This window comes from Burkholderia sp. AU16482, assembly GCF_002223285.1.
GTDB classification, from domain to species: domain Bacteria; phylum Pseudomonadota; class Gammaproteobacteria; order Burkholderiales; family Burkholderiaceae; genus Burkholderia; species Burkholderia semiarida.
In genome coordinates this window covers 1,399,875-1,417,662 of the sequence record NZ_NKEY01000006.1, presented here as the reverse complement: position 1 = coordinate 1,417,662, position 17,788 = coordinate 1,399,875, and the positions used below count along the sequence as shown (strand labels likewise).

Genomic DNA, 17,788 nt, shown 5'->3' with positions numbered 1-17,788 from the left:
GTCGGCTGATGCGACCTGTTTCACGGGTGGGTCGATGCTATCGTCGTATGATCGAGCGAGCAGTCTGTTGAGAAACAAAGCCCCGCTACCGGGGCTTTGTTTTTTGTAAATCAAAATTTGATGTGCAATCTTTAAAACAAAGGTAGTCTGGCACGAAGCCAATCCCACTTGGAGGGCGGAATCATCAGATGTTTTTTGTAATTCGATTCATCGGCCAAGTCGATATAGCGTACCAGATTGCCCTCGTAACCCAGAGGCGGGTGAGAGCTTTCTCCATGATACCAGTTGACGGAGAAATATCGCTTTGCAAGAAGCTCGCCCTTTTCACTAAACACTCTTAGCTCAATGTTGTCATTCGTCGCGTCCTGATCATTTCCGCCGGTGCCGCACAGCTTGAATCGGTACCAAACGCCATTCATGTTTTTTATGCCGCCATCTAATGTATCCGGGCGATCATAGAAGTCACACCGTCCATAGGCGGGGCGATTGAAATGAACGATCAAACCTGCGCATACGTAAATGACAATGGCTAAGCCAATGTATCTGATGGCTCTATTCTGCATATTTCACCAAGATCAAGATCGATCGGTTTCTTCAGTTTCAAATAAACTGGATTCGAATATATCATGAAGTCCCTGCCCATGTGATGTCTTTCTCGCCATCGACTGTAGTCTGCATTATGGATTGGAAAATAAACATCGGACGTCTTGAATTTTCCTAATATACTTCTTCGTGTGTCGACAGGTTTGTTGATGTTTTTTGACCAAATGTCAATGTCGGATTCTCGTTTTGGCGAGCTTGATCCTGTAAGAATTGACCCCGGGGCGATGATGACGCCATGTTTGTTCCAGTGGCCTAAATATTGTTTTCCGTTGAATGAGTAGTTGTCTTTCACGTAAACATATATATGCGTGATTCTACCCGTGGCACTTAGGCAGTAAAGCGTACCTGATTTTTCATATTTGAAGTATTTTTCGCTTGAAATTTCAACATTTCCAATGGCTGCATAAATGTTGAAATTGGCCAGCGCCCCCGTGAGATCCGTTGGGGAAAGGTTCTCCAGGGTGTCCCAATTTCCTATTTTCGATAGCTGGAATTGCCAGTCGTTGTGAAATTTATGCAAATTTCTTGTGAATGAGGCGGTGTTGAAGTTGAACGTAGAATTTCTTTCTAAAAAGAGCTCTTTGACAAAAGACTTGGTGATATCTGATGCTGTTCGTATGGAACGTTCGCTGTAGATATCGCTCGCGAGAAGTTTATTGTACTTTTTTCTGACATTTCCGAATTTCAAAATCCATCCGAGGGTAACGTCATCGTCATTCAGCGGCTGGGCTGACGTTGGATCGTCGTTGTAAACATGCGCAGCGCCCGCGAACCAGATCCGCGCAAGCCTGGCCGAAACCTTCCAGCCCAGATTGTCCATCGCGATTGGCACGTCCTGGAGATCGAAAGGGGGCGGATTTTCGCAAACCTCCGATTCCGCCTGCGTCTGCGGTCCTTTGGTTATCGCCTGATCGGCTTGCGGCGGCGGTTGAGGTGCTGCAGGAGGCTCCGGAGCAATCGAAGGCCTGGAAATCGCTTTGGGCGGCGGCTTTTCCCCCGGTGCAAGCCGGTCGATCGATACGCTCCTTTGCGTATCGAGCGGGACACACCCTCGGGAACCCTTGTATTCCTTCAACTCCGATCCGAACAATCCCTTTTTCGGTTCGTAGTAAGGCAGCTTTTTTACGTCGGCCATCGAATATTCCGCGTGCAACGAATGGCCTGGCATCGTAGCGGCCGGCTGCAAGCGGACAAAGCGTCAGGGATTGCCGAAACAGGTTGAAACGAGCGTGGGCAAGGGTGCGGAGCGTCGGGAAATGTGCCCGATTGTGTCAACGGCCACGATGTCGAAGTTCGTCCAGGGCGTGCGTTCGCCCGCCCGCCGCGTCAACCCGCCGCGTCCGCCAGTTGCGCGGCCGCGCGCGACGACGCGACGATCAGCAGCTTCATCGTCGCGCGCGTCGCGCCGACGAACAGCTTGCGCGCGGCACGCGCGTCGAGCGCGTCGAAGTCGACTTCCGTGAGGATCACGCACGGCGCCGACTGACCCTTGAAGCGGTAGATCGAATCGAGCAGCACGTCGCCTTCGCGATACTCGGGATTGCCGAACAAGTCGTACTTGCCGGTGAAGCGCTTGATCCGGTGCGGGCCGAGCTGGTCGAGCGGCGCAAGCACCGAGCCTTCGCGGCCGCGGTACGACAGCACCGCGATGTCCTGCTTGCGGAAGCCGAGCGACAACGCATGCGTGATCGCGCGCTTGGTCGCATCGATGCAGGCTTGCGCCAATGCGTCGTCCGACGCGCCGTCTTCGCCGTAGGCCGACACCGACGGTTCGGAGCCGTCGAACGGGCTGCCCGAGCGCAGTTCGGCCGCGAGCGGCTCGACGCGGCCGACGACGTCGCGCACGAATTCGAGCAGGTCGCGCGGGCTGCGGTAATTCGTGAGCGCCTTCAGCGTGACCCAGCCAGGCAGCGCGACGGGTTCGCGCATGTACAGGTTCTGCAGCGGATCTTCCAGCCACCACCATGCGCCGTCCGGCGCCAGCAGGCGCTCCAGCGCGGCCACCCACGGTGCGTGGAAATCCTGCCCTTCGTCGACGACCAGCACGTCGAAGCGCCAGCGCTCGGGGATCGGCGCTTGCGCGAAACGCGCCTCGAGCCGTTCGAATTCGCCGGGCGCCTGGAAGTCGGGCGTATAGCCGCCATCGCGCGCGACCCAGTCGCACAGCTGATGGTAGTTCGCGATGTTCGCGCCGGGCGGCGCGATGCGCGCGATGTAGTCGGCGAGCGGCCGGTTGAAGCACACATACAGCACGCGCTTGCCGGCCGCGACGGCGTCGCGCATCACCTGGACCGCGAGCTGGGTCTTGCCCGAGCCGGCCGTGCTGGTCACGCGCAGCCGGAACGGCGCGAAGTCGAGCTGGCGCGCCCATGCGGCGAGCCCGCCCGACAGCCGGGTGACGAGCGTGCCGGCCTGCCCGACGAGCGCGCTCGTGTCGGGCGTGAGCGCGAGCTCGTCCGCGAGGAAATGGTGGAGCTTCGGCGCGTTCGGAAAGTGTTCGTCGTCCTCGGGCAGGATCTGCAGGATCACTTGCGCGAGCTGCGCCTTGCGCGACGCATCGACGATGCGCTCGGGCGCGACGCCGGCGATCGACGCGTCGCGGATCGAGTAGTCGGGGCAGTACAGCAGCGCCTCGACGCCGTAGACGCCCGCGCCGAGCGCGGCCGTCAGGCGCCGGTGCAGCGTCTCCTGCGTGCGTGCGAGCTGGATCGGGACATTGCGCTCCTTTTGCAGGTAGACCTTCACGAGCCCTTTCGGGGTCTCGCGCAGGAAGCCGGCCTTCTGCTCGATCAGCAGCACGCGGCCGGCCGGGCTCACGACGACGAACGCGGCTTCGCCGAATACCGAAAACGCCTGATCGGCGCGCGTCCAGTGGACGCCGTGATACACGGTGTAGCTGTCGGGCAGCGCGTGTTCGAGCGCGGCGAGCGTTTCGCGCTCGCGTTCGGCCGCGCCGGTCGCGGCGAGGCTTTTCCAGTCGTCGGGGATGAGGCGGGCCATGGCGTCGGGCGGCGGATGCCGGCGTGGGCGTGAACGGGTGCGGCTATTGTACTGAGGAACCGGTTCATGCCCACGGCGCCGCGCGGGCGTTGGCCGTTCGACGGGCGGCCGGCCCGGCGAACGTCAGCCGCGCGCGAGCCGCTTCGCGAGATCGGCGCTGAGGATCGCCATGCGCGCGGGCTTTTCGTAGCACACCACATCGAACGCGCGGATCACTTCGCTGATGTCGGCTTCGCTCGCGCGGCCGGTGAGCAGGGCGCCCGTCAGCACGAAAACCGGCGCGCCCGGGTTGTCGGACGTGCGCACGGCCTTGATCGCGGTGGCGGCCGTGCCGTCGTCGAACAGCCATTCGGTCAGGACTGCGTCGAAAGCCTGGCCCTGCAGCGCATCGACGAATGCCGCGAGACCGTCGAACGCGGCCGTCGCGAAACCCTGCCGTTCGAGATAGCGGCACAGCTCGGTTGCGCTGACGCGATCGGGGTCGATTACCGCGACGACGAGCTTGTCGCTTTCCGCGCGGCGCGGATAGATCTCGATCTTGTGCACGTCGTATGCGTTCTGGTACAGCACGCCGGTATGGCGCAGCACGCGCCAGCGGCCGTTCTGTTCGTACGCGACGAACTCGGGGCGCGCGCCGGCTTCGAGCGGCGCGCCGATCCAGGCGGTGCATGGAATCTCGGCGACGCCCGCATACAGGACGGCTTCCTGGCTATAGGCGCCGACCATGCCCGGGTCGAGCGTTTGCGCGCCGAACAGCTGGGCGGCGGGTTCGCCGTACGCTTCGGCGACTTTCTTGATCTGCGCGAGCGTCCAGGGGCTACTGCCGCGCAGTTTGCGGTGGCCTTGGGAGAAACTCAGATCGAGGATGCGGCACAGCTCGGTGGTCTGCTGGCGCTTGCCGATGCCGTTGCGGGTCATCAGCTCGCGCACGCGCTCGGCAACCGCGAGGGAATCCGTGGTGATTGCTTCAGTGGTCATGCTACGGGAACGGATCGTGACGTTCAGAACGACGCCTTGCGGCAGTCTCGGCGGACAGTCTTCATGACGTCCAATGGCGAGCCGACCGGCCACGCACGGAAAAGATAACTTTACCGCAAAATGGTCGTCATTCAGTGTGGTGAAAGGTGCGTTTGTGTGAAAGGTGTGTCATGAAGTTACGCCGGGCCTGCGTCGGCGCGTGCGCGCGACGGTGCGTTCGGCACCTTTGGGCTGCATTCCCATGGGCCGGCGTGTGATTCCCCACGAGGCGGCAGGTAATCGCAACGCGACGCACCAACGCAGGGCGCGATCACGCCCGGCCGGGATGTTCGGAGGATATCGCGCGGCGAACGGCCGAAGCAGTTGCAGGACGAACAATCGATGGTTTCTTCTAGTGAAACCAGCGCGGATACATTTTTTGGCGCCCGCGGCGCTGCGTGCTACGATTTCGCCGTCTCAAAAAAGTGTTGAACCGATGCAGAAGAAATTCTTGATGCGCGGCTACGAGATGAACTGCGAGCCGCGCGTGACGGAGGCCGGCAAATACGCCGCGCAGGTCGAGGTCACGAAGGTGGGTTTCAGCCGTGAAGCCGCGTTCCGCAAGCTGGGTGAATTCGACACCGAAGCCGAGGCCGTCGCGTACGCGAAACGATTCTCCGAAGAATGGCTGAGCCGCTATGCGTAGTGCAGCGCGTGCGGCGCCCCGAACGGCCGGAATTCCTGCCTGAATATTGCGAATGCCCCCGGAAATTCGTAGATTGACGGCTCCCGTCGTGAGATATCGATCGTCCGAGGGCAACGCGATTGGAGGCTGCGAATGTCCACTTTGTGCATGCAGACCGTCGTTCACGGCGTTCGCGCTACGGCGGCATGTACATGAACGGCTCGCCGTCCTCCCGCTCGACCGCCAGGAGCCGCTGGAGCTGATCCAGCGCGAATAACCGGTTTCCCTCCGCCGCCGCCTCGGCGATCGCGGCGTCGACGAGCTTGCGCGCCCGCGCGAGGATCACGGTTCGCTGACGGGCGATCTCGAGCACCATCCGTTGCTCGACGTTCTGTCGATTCGATTTCCTGTCGCTCAGGTGACGCCAGCGATCGCGAAGCTCGGCCCAGGTGATGCGCTGAAATTCCGGAATCGCGCGCGGCAGCGTGCCTGCGTCGGCCGGCTCGGGCTGCCCGCGCAATGCGCAGCGCAGTGCCGCGCGAGCCCGCCACTCGTCCGAAAACGGCGCATACACGTCGCGGGTGCGTCCGATCGGATTGGCGCGCTCGATCTCCTTGTCGAGCAGGTAGCCGAGCCGCCGAAGCGCGGACCCATGCGCGAGCATGTCCGGATCGAGCACGCGGATGCGGCGCGATGCGTCCGCGACGTGGGCTTTCAACTCCCACAGCGTCAGGCGGAGGTGCTGCACTTCGAGTATCAGACGCTGGACGTCCGCGTAGGTGCACTGCGTCCACCATTCGGTGAGGTCGTTCAGCTTGGGCGGATCGAATGGGGGGAGGATCATTTTGCTGCGACGATGCTGTATGGATATCCAGTATCGTCGCGTGACGATCCGGGGGCGTCAAGCCGAAAAAACGGGGACGGCCGGAAAGACGCGAGCGGGCTGTCGTGTGCGGATGCGCAAGGCGCCCGGGATCGTTGCGCGGCGCTCGCTTCATCGGATGACGTTGCCGCGATAAGCTTTGCCGGCCATGCACCGATTACCAACAGAAAACAATGACCACCACCTATCCGCTGCACGACGCATTGACTCACGCCGAAACGGCGTTTCCGACCGAAGCCGACGTCGTGATCGCCGGCGCCGGCATCATGGGCTGCGCGGCCGCTTACTACCTCGGCCTGCGCGGCCTGAAAGCCGTCGTGCTCGACAAGTCGCGCATCGCCGGCCAGCAATCGACGCGCGCGTGGGGCTTCGTGCGGCAGCAGGGGCGCGAATCCGCCGAAGTGCCGCTGATGATGGCCGGCATGCGGATCTGGGAAGGCCTGGAGCAGGCGCTCGGCTTCGATCTCGAATGGCGGCAGGGCGGCTGCCTCTACATGGCGGACAACGAAGACGACTGGGCGTCGTTCCAGGCGTGGCTCACCGTGGCGCGCGAACACGGGCTCGACACGCGCACGCTGACGCGCGCCCAGATCGACGAACGCGTGAGCGGGCTGTCGACGCACGCGCGTACCCTCGGCGGCTTGTATACGGCGACCGACGGGCAGGCCGAGCCGCGTCGCGTGGCCGCCGCATTCGCGGCGCGCGCGACCGAGGCGGGCGCGCGTTTCTTCGAAGGCTGCGGCGTGACGGCGATCGAGACGGCCGGCGGCGCGGTCGTCGGCGTCGTGACCGAGCGCGGCACGATCCGCACGCGGCGCGTCATCTGCGCGGCGGGCGCAACCAGTTTCCGGCTGCTCGACGGCGTCGGCATCCGGCTGCCGCAGCAGGCCGTGCGCGGCACCTGCATGCGCACCAACGTGGTTCCGCCGGTGTCCGCGGCGACGATGTGGGGCCATGGTCTCGGCATCCGGCAGCGCACGAACGGCGCGATCAATCTTGCCGACGACATGCAGGTCGACGTCGATCTGACGCTTGGCCACCTGCGCGGGTTGAGCCTCTTCTGGCCGCAATTCTGGTCGCAACGCGACAAATTCCGGCTGCACCTGAATGCGTCCGCATGGCGCGACGTGCTCGCGCGCATCGGCGGCGCGACGGGGCCGATCGAGCCGCGCGATCCGCAGCCGCAGCCGAATCGCGCGCATGCGCCGCGCGCGCTCGCGAAGCTCAAGGCGATCTTTCCTGCGCTGAAGGATGCGCAGATCGTCGAGGCGTGGGCCGGCCTGATCGACGTGCTGCCCGACGGCATCCCGGTGATCGATGCACCGGGTACGCCGTCGGGGCTCGCGATCGCGACGGGGTTCTGCGGGCACGGTTTCGCGATGGGGCCGATCGTCGGCCGGCTGCTCGCCGAATGGATCGACACGGGCGCACCGTCGCTCGACCTGTCGGCGTTTCGCGCGCGGCGTTTCGTCGACGGGACGATGGTGCGGCCGCGCAGCATGCTGTGACGGCTGCGCGCATGCGTTCCCGTCGTAGAATCGAGCCCGCATCCTTCAGGAGATTCCTCGTTGGCCACGCCATCCGATCAGCGCCGCTCGTTGCGCATGCGCCTGCGTCGCGCCCGCAACCCGTGGCAGGCGCCGCGCGCGCGCACGCTGTTCACGCGCCCGGCGACGTCGCCGCAGCGCACGCTGCTGTTCCGTCTCGGCGCGGTCGTGCTGTTGTGCACGCTTGCGTTCCTCGTGCTGTATCTGGATCGCGACGGCCTGCGCGATTCGACCAAGAGCACGCCGATGACGGTGGCCGATCTCGTGTACTTCACGATGGTCACGGTCGCGACGGTCGGCTACGGCGATATCGTGCCCGTCACGGCGCGCGCGCGCCTGCTCGATGCGTTCTTCATCGTGCCGATCCGTATCGGCATCTGGTTCATTTTCCTGGGCACGGCGTATCAGTTCGTGATCCAGCGCGTCATCGAGGAATTCCGCATGAAACGCCTGCAGAAGCAACTGTCCGATCACATCGTCGTGTGCGGTTATGGCCTGTCGGGATCGATCGCGGTGCGCGAGTTGCTGGAAAGCGGCGTCGATCCGGCGACGATCATCGTGATCGATTCGCAGCAGCAGGCCCTCGAGGCGGCGACGTCGCTCGGCGTGACCGGCTTGCTCGGCGATCCGGCGCACGAGGATCTGCTGCAGCAGGCGCAGGTGCGCGCGGCGAAGGCCGTGATCATTTCGGTGACCGACGATCCGACCGCGATCCTGCTGACGCTGTCGGTGCGCAGCATCGCGCCCGATACGAAGATCGTCGTGCGGATCCAGGAGAACCTGTACCAGCGGCAATTGCGGCAGGCGGGCGCGGACGTGATCGTGTCATCGACGAAGATCGGCGCGCTATTGCTCGCGGATGCGGTCCACAGCCGCTACATCGTGCCGTTCGTGAACGACATGCTGTCGACGCGCGGGCGCGCGACGCTGCTGGAGCGCGAGGCGTTGCCGCATGAGATCGGCTGCCTGACGAACGTGGTGCCGGGCGCGATCGTGGTCGGGCTCGATCGCTGCGGGAAGATCTATTCGTTTTACGAGGATCCGCCGTGCAGGATCGAGGCGGGCGATACGCTGGTGGTGATTCAGTCGGCGCGGATTCAGGATCCGGATGTTTGACGGCGTTTGACTTTGGTCATGTGCCCATGACCATGAAGCTTTTCTCGAATTCGGCTGCAGCTGTGATCTGCCGGAACACCTTGCAGCGGAATCAGCGGTCTTGGGGAAACCGTCTCCAAGCCCGGCCTCGCGTCGCCGGACGGCGTACGAGCCGCCCCCGCTAACGAAACGCCCGCATCTGCCCCGTCATCATCTGCAGCATCTTGTTGGCGGCCACCGAGAGCTTGCGGCCCACGCGCGTGACCATGTGCGCTTCGGCGTTCTCGAGGATCGGATGCGCGATCTCGATCGCGAACAACTCCTTGGCCTGCAGTTCGGCCGTCACCGCGAAGGCCGGCATCACCGAAATACCGAGCCCGGATTTCACGAACTCCTTCAGGATCGCGAAGGAATTCGTGGTGACGACCGGCGTGAGCCGCACACGCTCGGCGTATTCGACGGCCTCCATCATCTGCCGCGTACCGTAGGACGGATGAGTGGCCGCCAGCGGGTAGGTGGCGAGCTGCTGCACCGTCAGCACCTTGTGGGTGCGGCGCGGGAAATCGGGGCCGACGATCGCCATCATCGGCTGCCGCTTCGACGCGCGCGACACCACCTTGGGCTCGGCCGGCGGGTTGTACACCAGGCCGATCTCGCCCTCGTCGTTCGAGATCTTGCGGATCACGTCGTTGGTGCTGCCCACGTCGAGGTTGACGCGGATCCCCGGGAACTGCCGGCAGAACTGCTGCATCGGCCCGGCCAGCAGATCCGAGACGAAGCCCTCGCCGAGCACCAGGCTGACCTCGCCGGTCTTGAGCCCGCGCAGTTCCTGCAGACGCGAGATCAGGTCGTCGCGGTGCGCGAGCTGCTCGCGGAAATACTCGATCACGCAGCGTCCCGCTTCGGTGGGCGTCACGCCGCGCGCGTGGCGCTCCACCAGGGTGGCGTCGAGCTCCTTCTCCAGCAACCCGATCTGGCGGCTCACCGCCGAGGGCGCCACGTCGAGCCAATCGGCCGCGGCGCGGATCGTGCCGCAGCGCACGGCCTCGTAGAAATAGACGATGCGGCTGTCGGTAAGGGTCTCGCTCATGATCCTGGCGTTCTAAAAAAGAGAACAATCTCAATATTGGCGTTGATTGATTATACGGATCGCCGGGCCGAACATCGTGGTCATGCAAGGCGGGCGCAAGCTGGCGCGCCGGCCTCGAACCAACAGCTATCGGGAGTCGTCGGATGAAAACGGTGGGCGTGATCGGTCTGGGCAACATGGGGCGCGGCATGGCGGGCTCGCTGCGGCGCGGCGGCTACACGGTGCTCGGCTACGACGCGGCGCCCGGCGTGGCGCTCGCGCTGGCCGAACAGGCGGTACTGTCGGCGCGCGATTCGGTGGCCGGGATCGCGCGCGACGCCGACGTGCTGCTGCTGTCGCTGCCGACCTCGGCCGTGGTCGAGGCGGTGGTGCTGGGCGCGGGCGGCGTGCTCGAGAGCGCGAGACCGGGCACAATCGTGATCGACACCACCACGGCCGATCCGGACAGCACGCGGCGCGTGGCGGCGGCGCTGGCCGAGCGCGGCATCGGCTTCGTCGACGGCCCAGTGAGCGGCGGCCCGAAGGGCGCGGCCACCGCCACCATGACGATGGTGCTGGGCGGCTCGGACAGCGATATCGCGGCCATCGAGCCGATCCTCGCGACGATCAGCGCCAAGCGCGTGCATGTGGGCCCGGTGGGCGCCGGCCACGTCACCAAGCTGCTCAACAACCTGCTGACCGGCTTGCACCTGCTGGCCGCCAGCGAGGCGGTACGCACCGCGCGCGCGGCCGGCGTCGATCCGGAAAAGCTGGTCGAGGCGCTCAACGGCGGCTCCGGCCGCAACAGCGCGACGCTGACCAACTACCCGACCTGGATCTTCAACGGCAAATTCGATTCCGGTTTCACGATGAAGCTGATGCGCAAGGACGTGCGGCTCGCGCTGGGCCTGCTCGACCAGTTCGACAGCGTCGCGCCGGTGGCGCGCGAGGCGGCGCGCGTGTGGGCCGCCAGCGAGGCATCCGTCGCCGACGGCGAGGACTTCAACCGCATCGTCGACTTCCTCGACCCGGCCTGAGGCCGGGTCGCCCGCGCCACGATCCCGCTCGACTCACCTGTACGGAAACCCGACATGACCCAGCACGCAGACCAGTTGCTCGCCGCCTTCGCGCATTTCTTCCCCGGTGCCGCCACGATCGGCTCGTATATCGGCGGCGAACTCGTTGCCGGCCAGGGCGACACGATCCAGCTTTACGATGCGGCGACGGGCGACGAAACGCTCGCCTATCGCGACGCCGGCGCAGCCGTGATCGACCATGCTGCGGAAAGCGCGCGCCGCGCGCAGCGCGAATGGTGGGCGCTCACGCATGCCGCGCGCGGCCGCGTGATGCAGGAGGTGGCGCGCGCGATCCGTGCCGAGGCCGAGGCGATCGCGCGGCTGGAGGCGTTGGGCTCGGGCAAGCCGATTCGCGACTGCCGCGGCGAGGTGGGCAAGGTCGCCGAAATGTTCGAGTACTACGCGGGCTGGACCGACAAGTTCTACGGCAGCGTGATTCCGGTGCCGACCTCGCACCTCAACTACACGCGCCGCGAGCCGGCCGGCGTGGTGCTGCAGATCACGCCCTGGAACGCGCCGGTATTCACCTGCGGCTGGCAGGTGGCGCCCGCGGTGGCGATGGGCAACGGCGTGCTGCTCAAGCCCTCGGAGCTGACGCCCTTCACGTCGCTGGCGGTCGCCCGGCTCGGCGAGCGGGCCGGGCTGCCGCGCGGCCTCGTCAACGTGCTGGCCGGCTTCGGTCACACCGCCGGGCAGGCCGCGATCGCGCATCGCGTGGTCGGCAAGGTGGTGTTCGTCGGCTCGCCGGCCACCGGCGCGCGCATCGCCGAGGCCGCCGCGCGGCGCGTGCTGCCCTGCGTGCTGGAACTGGGCGGCAAGTCGGCCAATATCGTGTTCGCCGACGCCGACCTCAAGCGCGCCGCGCTGACCGCCCAGGCGGCGATCTTCGCCGGCGCGGGCCAGAGCTGCGTGGCCGGCTCGCGCCTGCTGGTGCAGCGCGCCGTCTACGACGAATTCGTCGCGATGGTGGCGGCCGGCGCGAAGAAGATCCGTGTCGGCGCGCCGCTCGACGAGGCGACCGAGGTGGGCCCGATCAACAATCGCAAGCAGTACGACCACGTGATGTCGATGATCGAGCGCGGTGTGGCCGCTGGCGCCACGCTCGCCAGCGGCTCGGCCGAGCGCGTCGCGGAGGGCCGCGGCGGCTACTTCGTGGCGCCCACCGTGCTGGCCGGCGCGTCGAACGCGATGGAGGTGGCGCGCACCGAGATCTTCGGGCCGGTGGTGGCCGCCATCCCGTTCGACACCGAGGACGAGGCGATCGCGATCGCCAACGACACCGACTTCGGCCTGGCCGGCGCGGCCTGGACCACCGACGTGGCGCGCGCGCATCGCGTGGCCGCGCAGGTGAATGCCGGCACCTTCTGGGTCAACGGCTACAAGACCATCAACGTGGCGTCGCCGTTCGGCGGCTACGGCATGAGCGGCTACGGCCGCTCGAGCGGGGTCGAGGCGCTGTACGAATACACGCAGACCAAAAGCGTGTGGGTCGAGACGGCCGAAGCGCCGCCCACCGCGTTCGGTTATCTGTAACCACCGGCCCGCATTCGACGGCAGCCGGGCTTCAAGGGGAGACTCGTCATGGAACACGCACTGGGTATCGAGCGCCGCGAGCTGGGCGGCGCGGCCACCGCCAAGGTCCTGCTTTACGCGGCCGGCATCCTGCTGGTCGCCGAATGGATCGGCTCGTTCACGTTCAAGCTCGGCCCAGGCAAGGTCGTGCTGCTGCCGATGATCTGGGCGCTGCTGCTCGGCGCCGCGGTGGGGCTCGCCAGCGCGCGCTGGAACGGCAGCGCGCGCCTGAGCGTGCCCGACCAGTTCTTCGCGGCGGCGATCCTGCAGCCGGCGCTGCTGCTGTTCGTCTCCAAGCTCGGGCTGATGGTGGGCAGCGCGCTGCCCAAGCTGGCGTCGGCGGGCTGGGCACTGGCCTTCCAGGAATTCGGCCACTTCGTCGGCACCATCCTGCTCGGCCTGCCGCTCGCGTTGCTGCTCGGCATTAAGCGCGAGGCGATTGGCGCGACGTTCTCGGTGGGCCGCGAGCCGAGCCTGGCGATCATCGGCGAGAAATACGGCATGGATTCGGCCGAGGGCCGCGGCGTGCTGGCCGAGTACCTGACGGGCACCGTGTTCGGTGCGGTGTTCATCGCCGTGTTCGCGGGTTTCGTGACCAGCCTCGGCATCTTCGATCCGCTCGCGCTGGCGATGGGTTCGGGGGTCGGCTCGGGTAGCATGATGGCGGCCGCCTCGGGCGCGATCGCCGCGCAGCAGGACCCGGAGACGGCGAAATCGGTGCTCGCGTTCGCCGCGGCCAGCAACCTGATCACCACCACCATCGGCACGTACTTCACGCTGTTCATCTCGCTGCCGCTCGCGGTCTGGGGCTATCGCGTACTGGAGCCACTGATCGGCCGCACCACCAAGGCCTCGGCGCAGCCCGAGGCGGCCAGCCCGTCGCTGGGCGAGGTGAGGACCGAGGCGCCCGCGCTCGGCTACGGCGGCAAGCTGCTGGCCTGGATCGTGACGGCCGCGATGGCGCTGGTGTGCGACTGGATCGCCCACGGCACCACACCGCTGGCGGGACTGCCGGGAATCGCGATCATGGTGGGCGCGACGATCGTCGGCGATGCGCTGGCGCGCGTGACGGGGCGGCGGATTCCGGCGGTCTGCTGGGTGTCGGTGGTGGCGATGTTCCTGACCTCGCCGTGGTCCCCGTGGGCATCGCAGATCGCCGCGCTCAGCTCGCACAACGATTTCCTCGGGGTGACCACGCCGATGCTGGTGTTCGCGGGGCTGTCGATCGCCAAGGACATCCCGGCCTTCCGCCGGCTCGGCTGGCGCATCGTGCTGGTGTCCTTCGTGGCCAATGCCGGCACCTTCATCGGCGCGACCCTGGTGGCGCAACTGTTCCATATCTAATCTGATGCCTCGCGGCACGGCGGCGGGCGGCATGGGCCGGCCGCCGCCGCGCCGCGACGACCTGACAAAAGCGCTCCCATCCGCATGAAACTGATCGATTCCATCGTCGCGCACGCCGACGAACTGACGGCGCTACGCCGCGATATCCATGCCCATCCCGAGGTGGGCTACGACGTGTTCCGCACCGCCGAACTCGTTGCCGGGCGGCTCGAGCAATGGGGCTATTCCGTCACGCGCGGCGTCGGCCGCACCGGCGTGGTCGGCACCTTGAAGCGCGGCGACAGTGCGCGTGCGATCGGCCTGCGCGCCGACATGGATGCGCTGCCCGTGCAGGAGGCCAACACCTTCGCGCATCGGTCGACGGTGCCCGGCGCGATGCATGCCTGCGGCCACGACGGGCATACCGCCATGCTGCTGGGGGCCGCGCGCCATCTGGCGCGGCATGGCGAGTTCGACGGCACCGTGCAGCTGTTCTTTCAGCCGGCCGAGGAAGCGGGCGGCGGCGCGCGCGCGATGATCGAGGACGGCCTGTTCGAGCGTTTCCCCGTGGATGCCGTGTTCGGGCTGCACAACTGGCCCGGCATCGCGGCCGGCGATTTCGCGGTGCGGCCGGGGCCGCTGATGGCATCGACCAGCCTGTTCCGGATCGACTTGCGCGGTGCCGGCTGCCATGCGGCCATGCCGCACCTGGGCCGCGATCCGGTGTTCGCGGCGGGGCAGGTACTGAGCGCCCTGCAGGGAATCGTCACGCGCAACCGCAATCCGATCGACGGCGCGGTGCTGTCGGTCACGCAGGTGCATGCGGGCGAGGCGATGAACGTGGTGCCGACCGATGCCTGGCTCGGCGGCACGGTGCGGACCTTCTCCGATGCGACGCTCGACCTGATCGAGACGCGCATGCGCGCCGTGGTGGCCGCGACGGCCGCTGCCTTCGATTGCGAGAGCGAGGTGGATTTCCAGCGCCAGTATCCGGCCACCGTGAACGACGCCGAACAGACGGCGGTGGCGGTGGCGGTGATGCGCGAGCTGGTGGGCGACGCGCATGTGAACGCAGCCGTCGATCCGACCATGGCGGCGGAGGATTTCTCGTTCATGCTGCGCGAGAAGCCGGGTTGTTATGCATTCCTTGGGAATGGGGCGGGCGATCATCGCGTGCATGGGCACGGCGGCGGGCCGTGCCTGCTGCATAACGCCAGTTACGACTTCAACGATGCGTTGCTGCCGGTGGGGGCGAGTTACTTCGTGAAGTTGGTGGAGCGGGTTCTGGGGCGGTAGGGCGGTGATGCAGGCACGGCAGCGGAGATGACACCGCTCTTCGCGACACCGCGGTCGCTGACGATTTTATTTCGTCCAACGAAAAGACACGATTCCGGGAGAGTTTACCGATTCAGCGTCGGTGTCGACCGATGAAGTGACATTTTTACTCCGCAAACGGTGACGACCTTTGCTTGGTTCTGCCCAACCACTTCGCGCATCCCTCGATCCCTGCATCACCGATGTGACACGTCCGTGTCATTGATGAATTTGTTTTTTTTCGCTTGATTGGATCCCGGTCGCACTGGATAGAATGCTACCCGTTCCGATAAATACGGAATGGTTAGTACATTTTGTCGCTTCGACCATAGCAAAAAAACAGAGGATCCAGACATGCGAGACAAGGGAGCAGCGACGCTGCTGTCCGAGGAAATCGTTCCACTCGGCGGCATCGAGAATATTGCACGACGCCATTTCGTGATGGGGTTCGGTGCAATGCTTGTGGCCGGATGCGGCGGCGACGGAGGTAGCGCGGTTACAGACGGCGAGCGTACATCGGCAACCAGCAGCGGCCAGGCGTCCGGAGTTGCTCCGGCTTCTGACGGTAGCGATGCAGGGGCGACGTCGGCAGGCGCTGCCCACACCCGCACCTTCAAGCATCCTGGCTTGCTGCATACCGACGCTGATTTCGAACGCATGCGCGCTAAAGTCGCCGCGCAGGCTTCCCCGTGGATCGATAGCTGGAACGTGCTCGTCGCCAACGGTCACACGCGCCTGACGAACAAGCCGAACCCGCAGGTCGGCATCTATCGCGGCAATGATCCGACGCATGGTCAGAACTACGGCGCCCTCTACAACGACATCGCCGCCGCCTATGGCGACGCGCTGCGCTGGAAGGTGTCGAACGACACACGCTATGCCGACAAGGCCGTGGAGTATCTGGACCAATGGGCGTCGACGCTGACGACGCTTGGCGGCAGCGACGTGGCGCTCGCCGCCGGCATCTACGGCTACGAGTTCGCCAACGCAGCCGAAATCATGCGCGGCTACAGCGGCTGGAGTCCGGCCGGACTCGCCGCGTTTCAGGCCATGATGCGCAATGTCTTCTACCCGGTCAGCCATGCTTTCCTGACCCGTATCGACACCGCGATGGACACGCACTACTGGGCCAACTGGGGCCTGGCCAACATCGCGTGTGTCCTGGCCATCGGCGTGCTGTGCGACGATGCCGAACTCGTCGACGAGGCCGTCACCCATTTCAAGTCCGGTGGCAGTAATGGCTGTATCCGGCAAGCCGTGTACTACCTGCACCCCGGCAACCTCGGGCAATGGCAGGAAGCCGGCCGGGACCAGGGCCACAGCACGCTCGGCATTGCATTGACGGGCGCCATTTGCGAGATGGCGTGGAACCAGGGCATCGACCTGTACGGCTATGACAACAATCGCTTTCTGGCGGGCGCGGAATACGTGGCCAAGGCTAACCTGAAGCAGGCGGACGGCACGTTCTACACGGTGCCTTTCGTCACGTACCAGAACAGCGCCGGCGTCATCCAGACGCAGTTCTCCACCGGCGGGCAAGGCGGCGCCCTCGGGCGGCCCTGCTGGGCGCTGGTGGCCAACCATTACATCAACCGCAAAGGTCTGGCGGCGCCTTACACCAGGCGCGCCGCCGAGCTGGTGGCGCCGGAAGGCGGCGGCGGCAACTACGGCCCCAACAGTGGCGGCTTCGACCAGCTCGGCTACGGCACGCTCACCTGCACGCTCGATCCCGGCGCCCCGGCCCCAACGCCGACCGGCCTGACCGGCTATGCCAGCGCGGGCAAGGTAGTGCTGTCGTGGTGGGGCAGCAGCAACGCCGTCAGCTACACCGTCAAGCGCGCCACCATGGCCGGCGGACCGTACAGCACCATCCAGAGCGGCATCACCGACCTGCTGACCTATACGGATATGCCCGCCGGCGCCGGCACGTATTTTTATGTCGTGACGGCGCAAACGATTGCGGGCGAATCGGCGCTCTCCAACGAAGTGAAAGTGATCACGGCGCAGCAACTGCTCGCGCACCTCGCATTCGATGAAGGCGGCGGCGTCACGGCCGCCGACAGCTCGGGCAACGGGCGCAATGGCACGCTGAACGGCGCAACGTGGGCCGTGGGGCGCAGCGGCAACGCGGTCTCGCTCAACGGCTCGGGCGCGTATGTGGCGTTGCCCGACGATCTGCTGGCCGATGTGTCGGACTTCACCATCGCGAGCTGGGTGTTCTGGAATGGTTCGCAGACGTGGGCACGCCTGTTCGACTTCGGCACCGGCTTTCACCGCTACATGATGTTCACGCCGCGCGGGCAGTCGCGCACCGGCTGGGCCGGCATGCGCTTCGCCATGACGGCCAACGGCCCCGGCGACGGCCCTCCAGAACAGATCATCGACGCCCCCACTGCGCTGCCGAGCAAGCGATGGGTGCATGTGGCCGTCACGCTATCGGGTTCGACCGGCACGATGTATGTGGACGGCACGCCCGTCAGCACCAACACGGCGATGTTCCAGGCGCCGTTCCGTCTTGGCCGCACCACGCAGAACTGGCTGGGCAAATCGCAATACGGTGCCGACGCCACGTTCAACGGTCTGATCGACGATTTCCGCCTTTATCGCGGTGCGCTCAGCGCTGCGCAGATTGCATCGCTCATGACAAATTGATCACGCAGGGCC

At 65.5% G+C, this 17,788-nt stretch carries 14 protein-coding genes; 8 read left to right on the top strand and 6 right to left on the bottom strand.

The window, feature by feature from the left end:
• Window positions 1–131: 131 nt before the first annotated feature.
• The 4 genes from CFB35_RS23750 to CFB35_RS23735 form a co-directional block, all read right to left on the bottom strand.
• A complete protein-coding gene (locus tag CFB35_RS23750; RefSeq protein WP_226093938.1) occupies window positions 132–503 on the bottom strand; it encodes a hypothetical protein in 372 nt (123 codons plus the stop codon).
• 26 nt (window positions 504–529) lie between these two features.
• Entirely contained in the window at window positions 530–1,738 is a 1,209-nt protein-coding gene (locus CFB35_RS23745) for a DUF6402 family protein (RefSeq protein ID WP_179231782.1), read from the bottom strand.
• A 191-nt stretch (window positions 1,739–1,929) separates the two neighbouring features.
• Entirely contained in the window at window positions 1,930–3,603 is a 1,674-nt protein-coding gene (locus CFB35_RS23740; protein ID WP_059584923.1) for an ATP-dependent helicase, read from the bottom strand.
• 123 nt (window positions 3,604–3,726) lie between these two features.
• Window positions 3,727–4,581: a helix-turn-helix domain-containing protein gene (locus CFB35_RS23735; protein WP_059584924.1), complete on the bottom strand. Its 855-nt coding sequence runs from the start codon at window positions 4,579–4,581 to the stop codon at window positions 3,727–3,729.
• A 475-nt stretch (window positions 4,582–5,056) separates the two neighbouring features.
• Here CFB35_RS23735 and CFB35_RS23730 point away from each other — a divergent pair, with 475 nt between their 5' ends.
• A complete protein-coding gene (locus CFB35_RS23730) occupies window positions 5,057–5,266 on the top strand; it encodes a hypothetical protein (RefSeq protein WP_059584925.1) in 210 nt (69 codons plus the stop codon).
• Between the two features lie 175 nt (window positions 5,267–5,441).
• On the opposite strand, the gene CFB35_RS23725 is transcribed toward CFB35_RS23730, so the two are convergent.
• Window positions 5,442–6,089: a hypothetical protein gene (locus tag CFB35_RS23725; RefSeq protein ID WP_059584926.1), complete on the bottom strand. Its 648-nt coding sequence runs from the start codon at window positions 6,087–6,089 to the stop codon at window positions 5,442–5,444.
• 212 nt (window positions 6,090–6,301) lie between these two features.
• Here CFB35_RS23725 and CFB35_RS23715 point away from each other — a divergent pair, with 212 nt between their 5' ends.
• Window positions 6,302–7,636, top strand: coding sequence for an FAD-binding oxidoreductase (locus CFB35_RS23715; RefSeq protein WP_059609059.1), 1,335 nt, complete (start codon window positions 6,302–6,304; stop codon window positions 7,634–7,636).
• A gap of 60 nt (window positions 7,637–7,696) precedes the next feature.
• The gene (locus CFB35_RS23710; protein WP_059584928.1) at window positions 7,697–8,791 is read left to right on the top strand and encodes a TrkA family potassium uptake protein; all 1,095 of its coding nucleotides are present in this window, start codon (window positions 7,697–7,699) and stop codon (window positions 8,789–8,791) included.
• Between the two features lie 160 nt (window positions 8,792–8,951).
• On the opposite strand, the gene CFB35_RS23705 is transcribed toward CFB35_RS23710, so the two are convergent.
• A complete protein-coding gene (locus CFB35_RS23705; RefSeq protein ID WP_059584929.1) occupies window positions 8,952–9,860 on the bottom strand; it encodes a LysR family transcriptional regulator in 909 nt (302 codons plus the stop codon).
• Between the two features lie 143 nt (window positions 9,861–10,003).
• Here CFB35_RS23705 and CFB35_RS23700 point away from each other — a divergent pair, with 143 nt between their 5' ends.
• The 5 genes from CFB35_RS23700 to CFB35_RS23680 all read left to right on the top strand — a co-directional run bounded on the left by CFB35_RS23700 (window position 10,004) and on the right by CFB35_RS23680 (window position 17,776).
• Window positions 10,004–10,876 carry an NAD(P)-dependent oxidoreductase gene (locus tag CFB35_RS23700; RefSeq protein WP_059584930.1) on the top strand — a complete coding sequence of 291 codons (873 nt, stop codon included), beginning with the start codon at window positions 10,004–10,006 and terminating at the stop codon, window positions 10,874–10,876.
• A 54-nt stretch (window positions 10,877–10,930) separates the two neighbouring features.
• Entirely contained in the window at window positions 10,931–12,448 is a 1,518-nt protein-coding gene (locus CFB35_RS23695) for an aldehyde dehydrogenase (protein WP_059584931.1), read from the top strand.
• A gap of 48 nt (window positions 12,449–12,496) precedes the next feature.
• On the top strand, window positions 12,497–13,831 hold the full coding sequence (locus CFB35_RS23690) for a DUF3100 domain-containing protein (RefSeq protein ID WP_059584932.1): 1,335 nt from the start codon (window positions 12,497–12,499) through the stop codon (window positions 13,829–13,831).
• A gap of 84 nt (window positions 13,832–13,915) precedes the next feature.
• Window positions 13,916–15,106 (top strand): M20 aminoacylase family protein, encoded by a 1,191-nt coding sequence (locus tag CFB35_RS23685; RefSeq protein WP_059584933.1) that lies wholly within the window; start codon window positions 13,916–13,918, stop codon window positions 15,104–15,106.
• A 372-nt stretch (window positions 15,107–15,478) separates the two neighbouring features.
• Window positions 15,479–17,776: a LamG-like jellyroll fold domain-containing protein gene (locus tag CFB35_RS23680; RefSeq protein ID WP_179231781.1), complete on the top strand. Its 2,298-nt coding sequence runs from the start codon at window positions 15,479–15,481 to the stop codon at window positions 17,774–17,776.
• The last annotated feature ends 12 nt before the right edge of the window (window positions 17,777–17,788 follow it).

Excerpts from the sequence above, each read along its gene's own strand:
- CFB35_RS23745 (WP_179231782.1), bottom strand. The coding sequence starts at position 1,738 with ATGGCCGACGTAAAAAAGCTGCCTTACTACGAACCGAAAAAGGGATTG.
- CFB35_RS23740 (WP_059584923.1), bottom strand. The coding sequence starts at position 3,603 with ATGGCCCGCCTCATCCCCGACGACTGGAAAAGCCTCGCCGCGACCGGC.
- CFB35_RS23735 (WP_059584924.1), bottom strand. The coding sequence starts at position 4,581 with ATGACCACTGAAGCAATCACCACGGATTCCCTCGCGGTTGCCGAGCGC.
- CFB35_RS23730 (WP_059584925.1), top strand. The coding sequence starts at position 5,057 with ATGCAGAAGAAATTCTTGATGCGCGGCTACGAGATGAACTGCGAGCCG.
- CFB35_RS23725 (WP_059584926.1), bottom strand. The coding sequence starts at position 6,089 with ATGATCCTCCCCCCATTCGATCCGCCCAAGCTGAACGACCTCACCGAA.
- CFB35_RS23715 (WP_059609059.1), top strand. The coding sequence starts at position 6,302 with ATGACCACCACCTATCCGCTGCACGACGCATTGACTCACGCCGAAACG.
- CFB35_RS23705 (WP_059584929.1), bottom strand. The coding sequence starts at position 9,860 with ATGAGCGAGACCCTTACCGACAGCCGCATCGTCTATTTCTACGAGGCC.
- CFB35_RS23700 (WP_059584930.1), top strand. The coding sequence starts at position 10,004 with ATGAAAACGGTGGGCGTGATCGGTCTGGGCAACATGGGGCGCGGCATG.
- CFB35_RS23695 (WP_059584931.1), top strand. The coding sequence starts at position 10,931 with ATGACCCAGCACGCAGACCAGTTGCTCGCCGCCTTCGCGCATTTCTTC.
- CFB35_RS23690 (WP_059584932.1), top strand. The coding sequence starts at position 12,497 with ATGGAACACGCACTGGGTATCGAGCGCCGCGAGCTGGGCGGCGCGGCC.
- CFB35_RS23685 (WP_059584933.1), top strand. The coding sequence starts at position 13,916 with ATGAAACTGATCGATTCCATCGTCGCGCACGCCGACGAACTGACGGCG.
- CFB35_RS23680 (WP_179231781.1), top strand. The coding sequence starts at position 15,479 with ATGCGAGACAAGGGAGCAGCGACGCTGCTGTCCGAGGAAATCGTTCCA.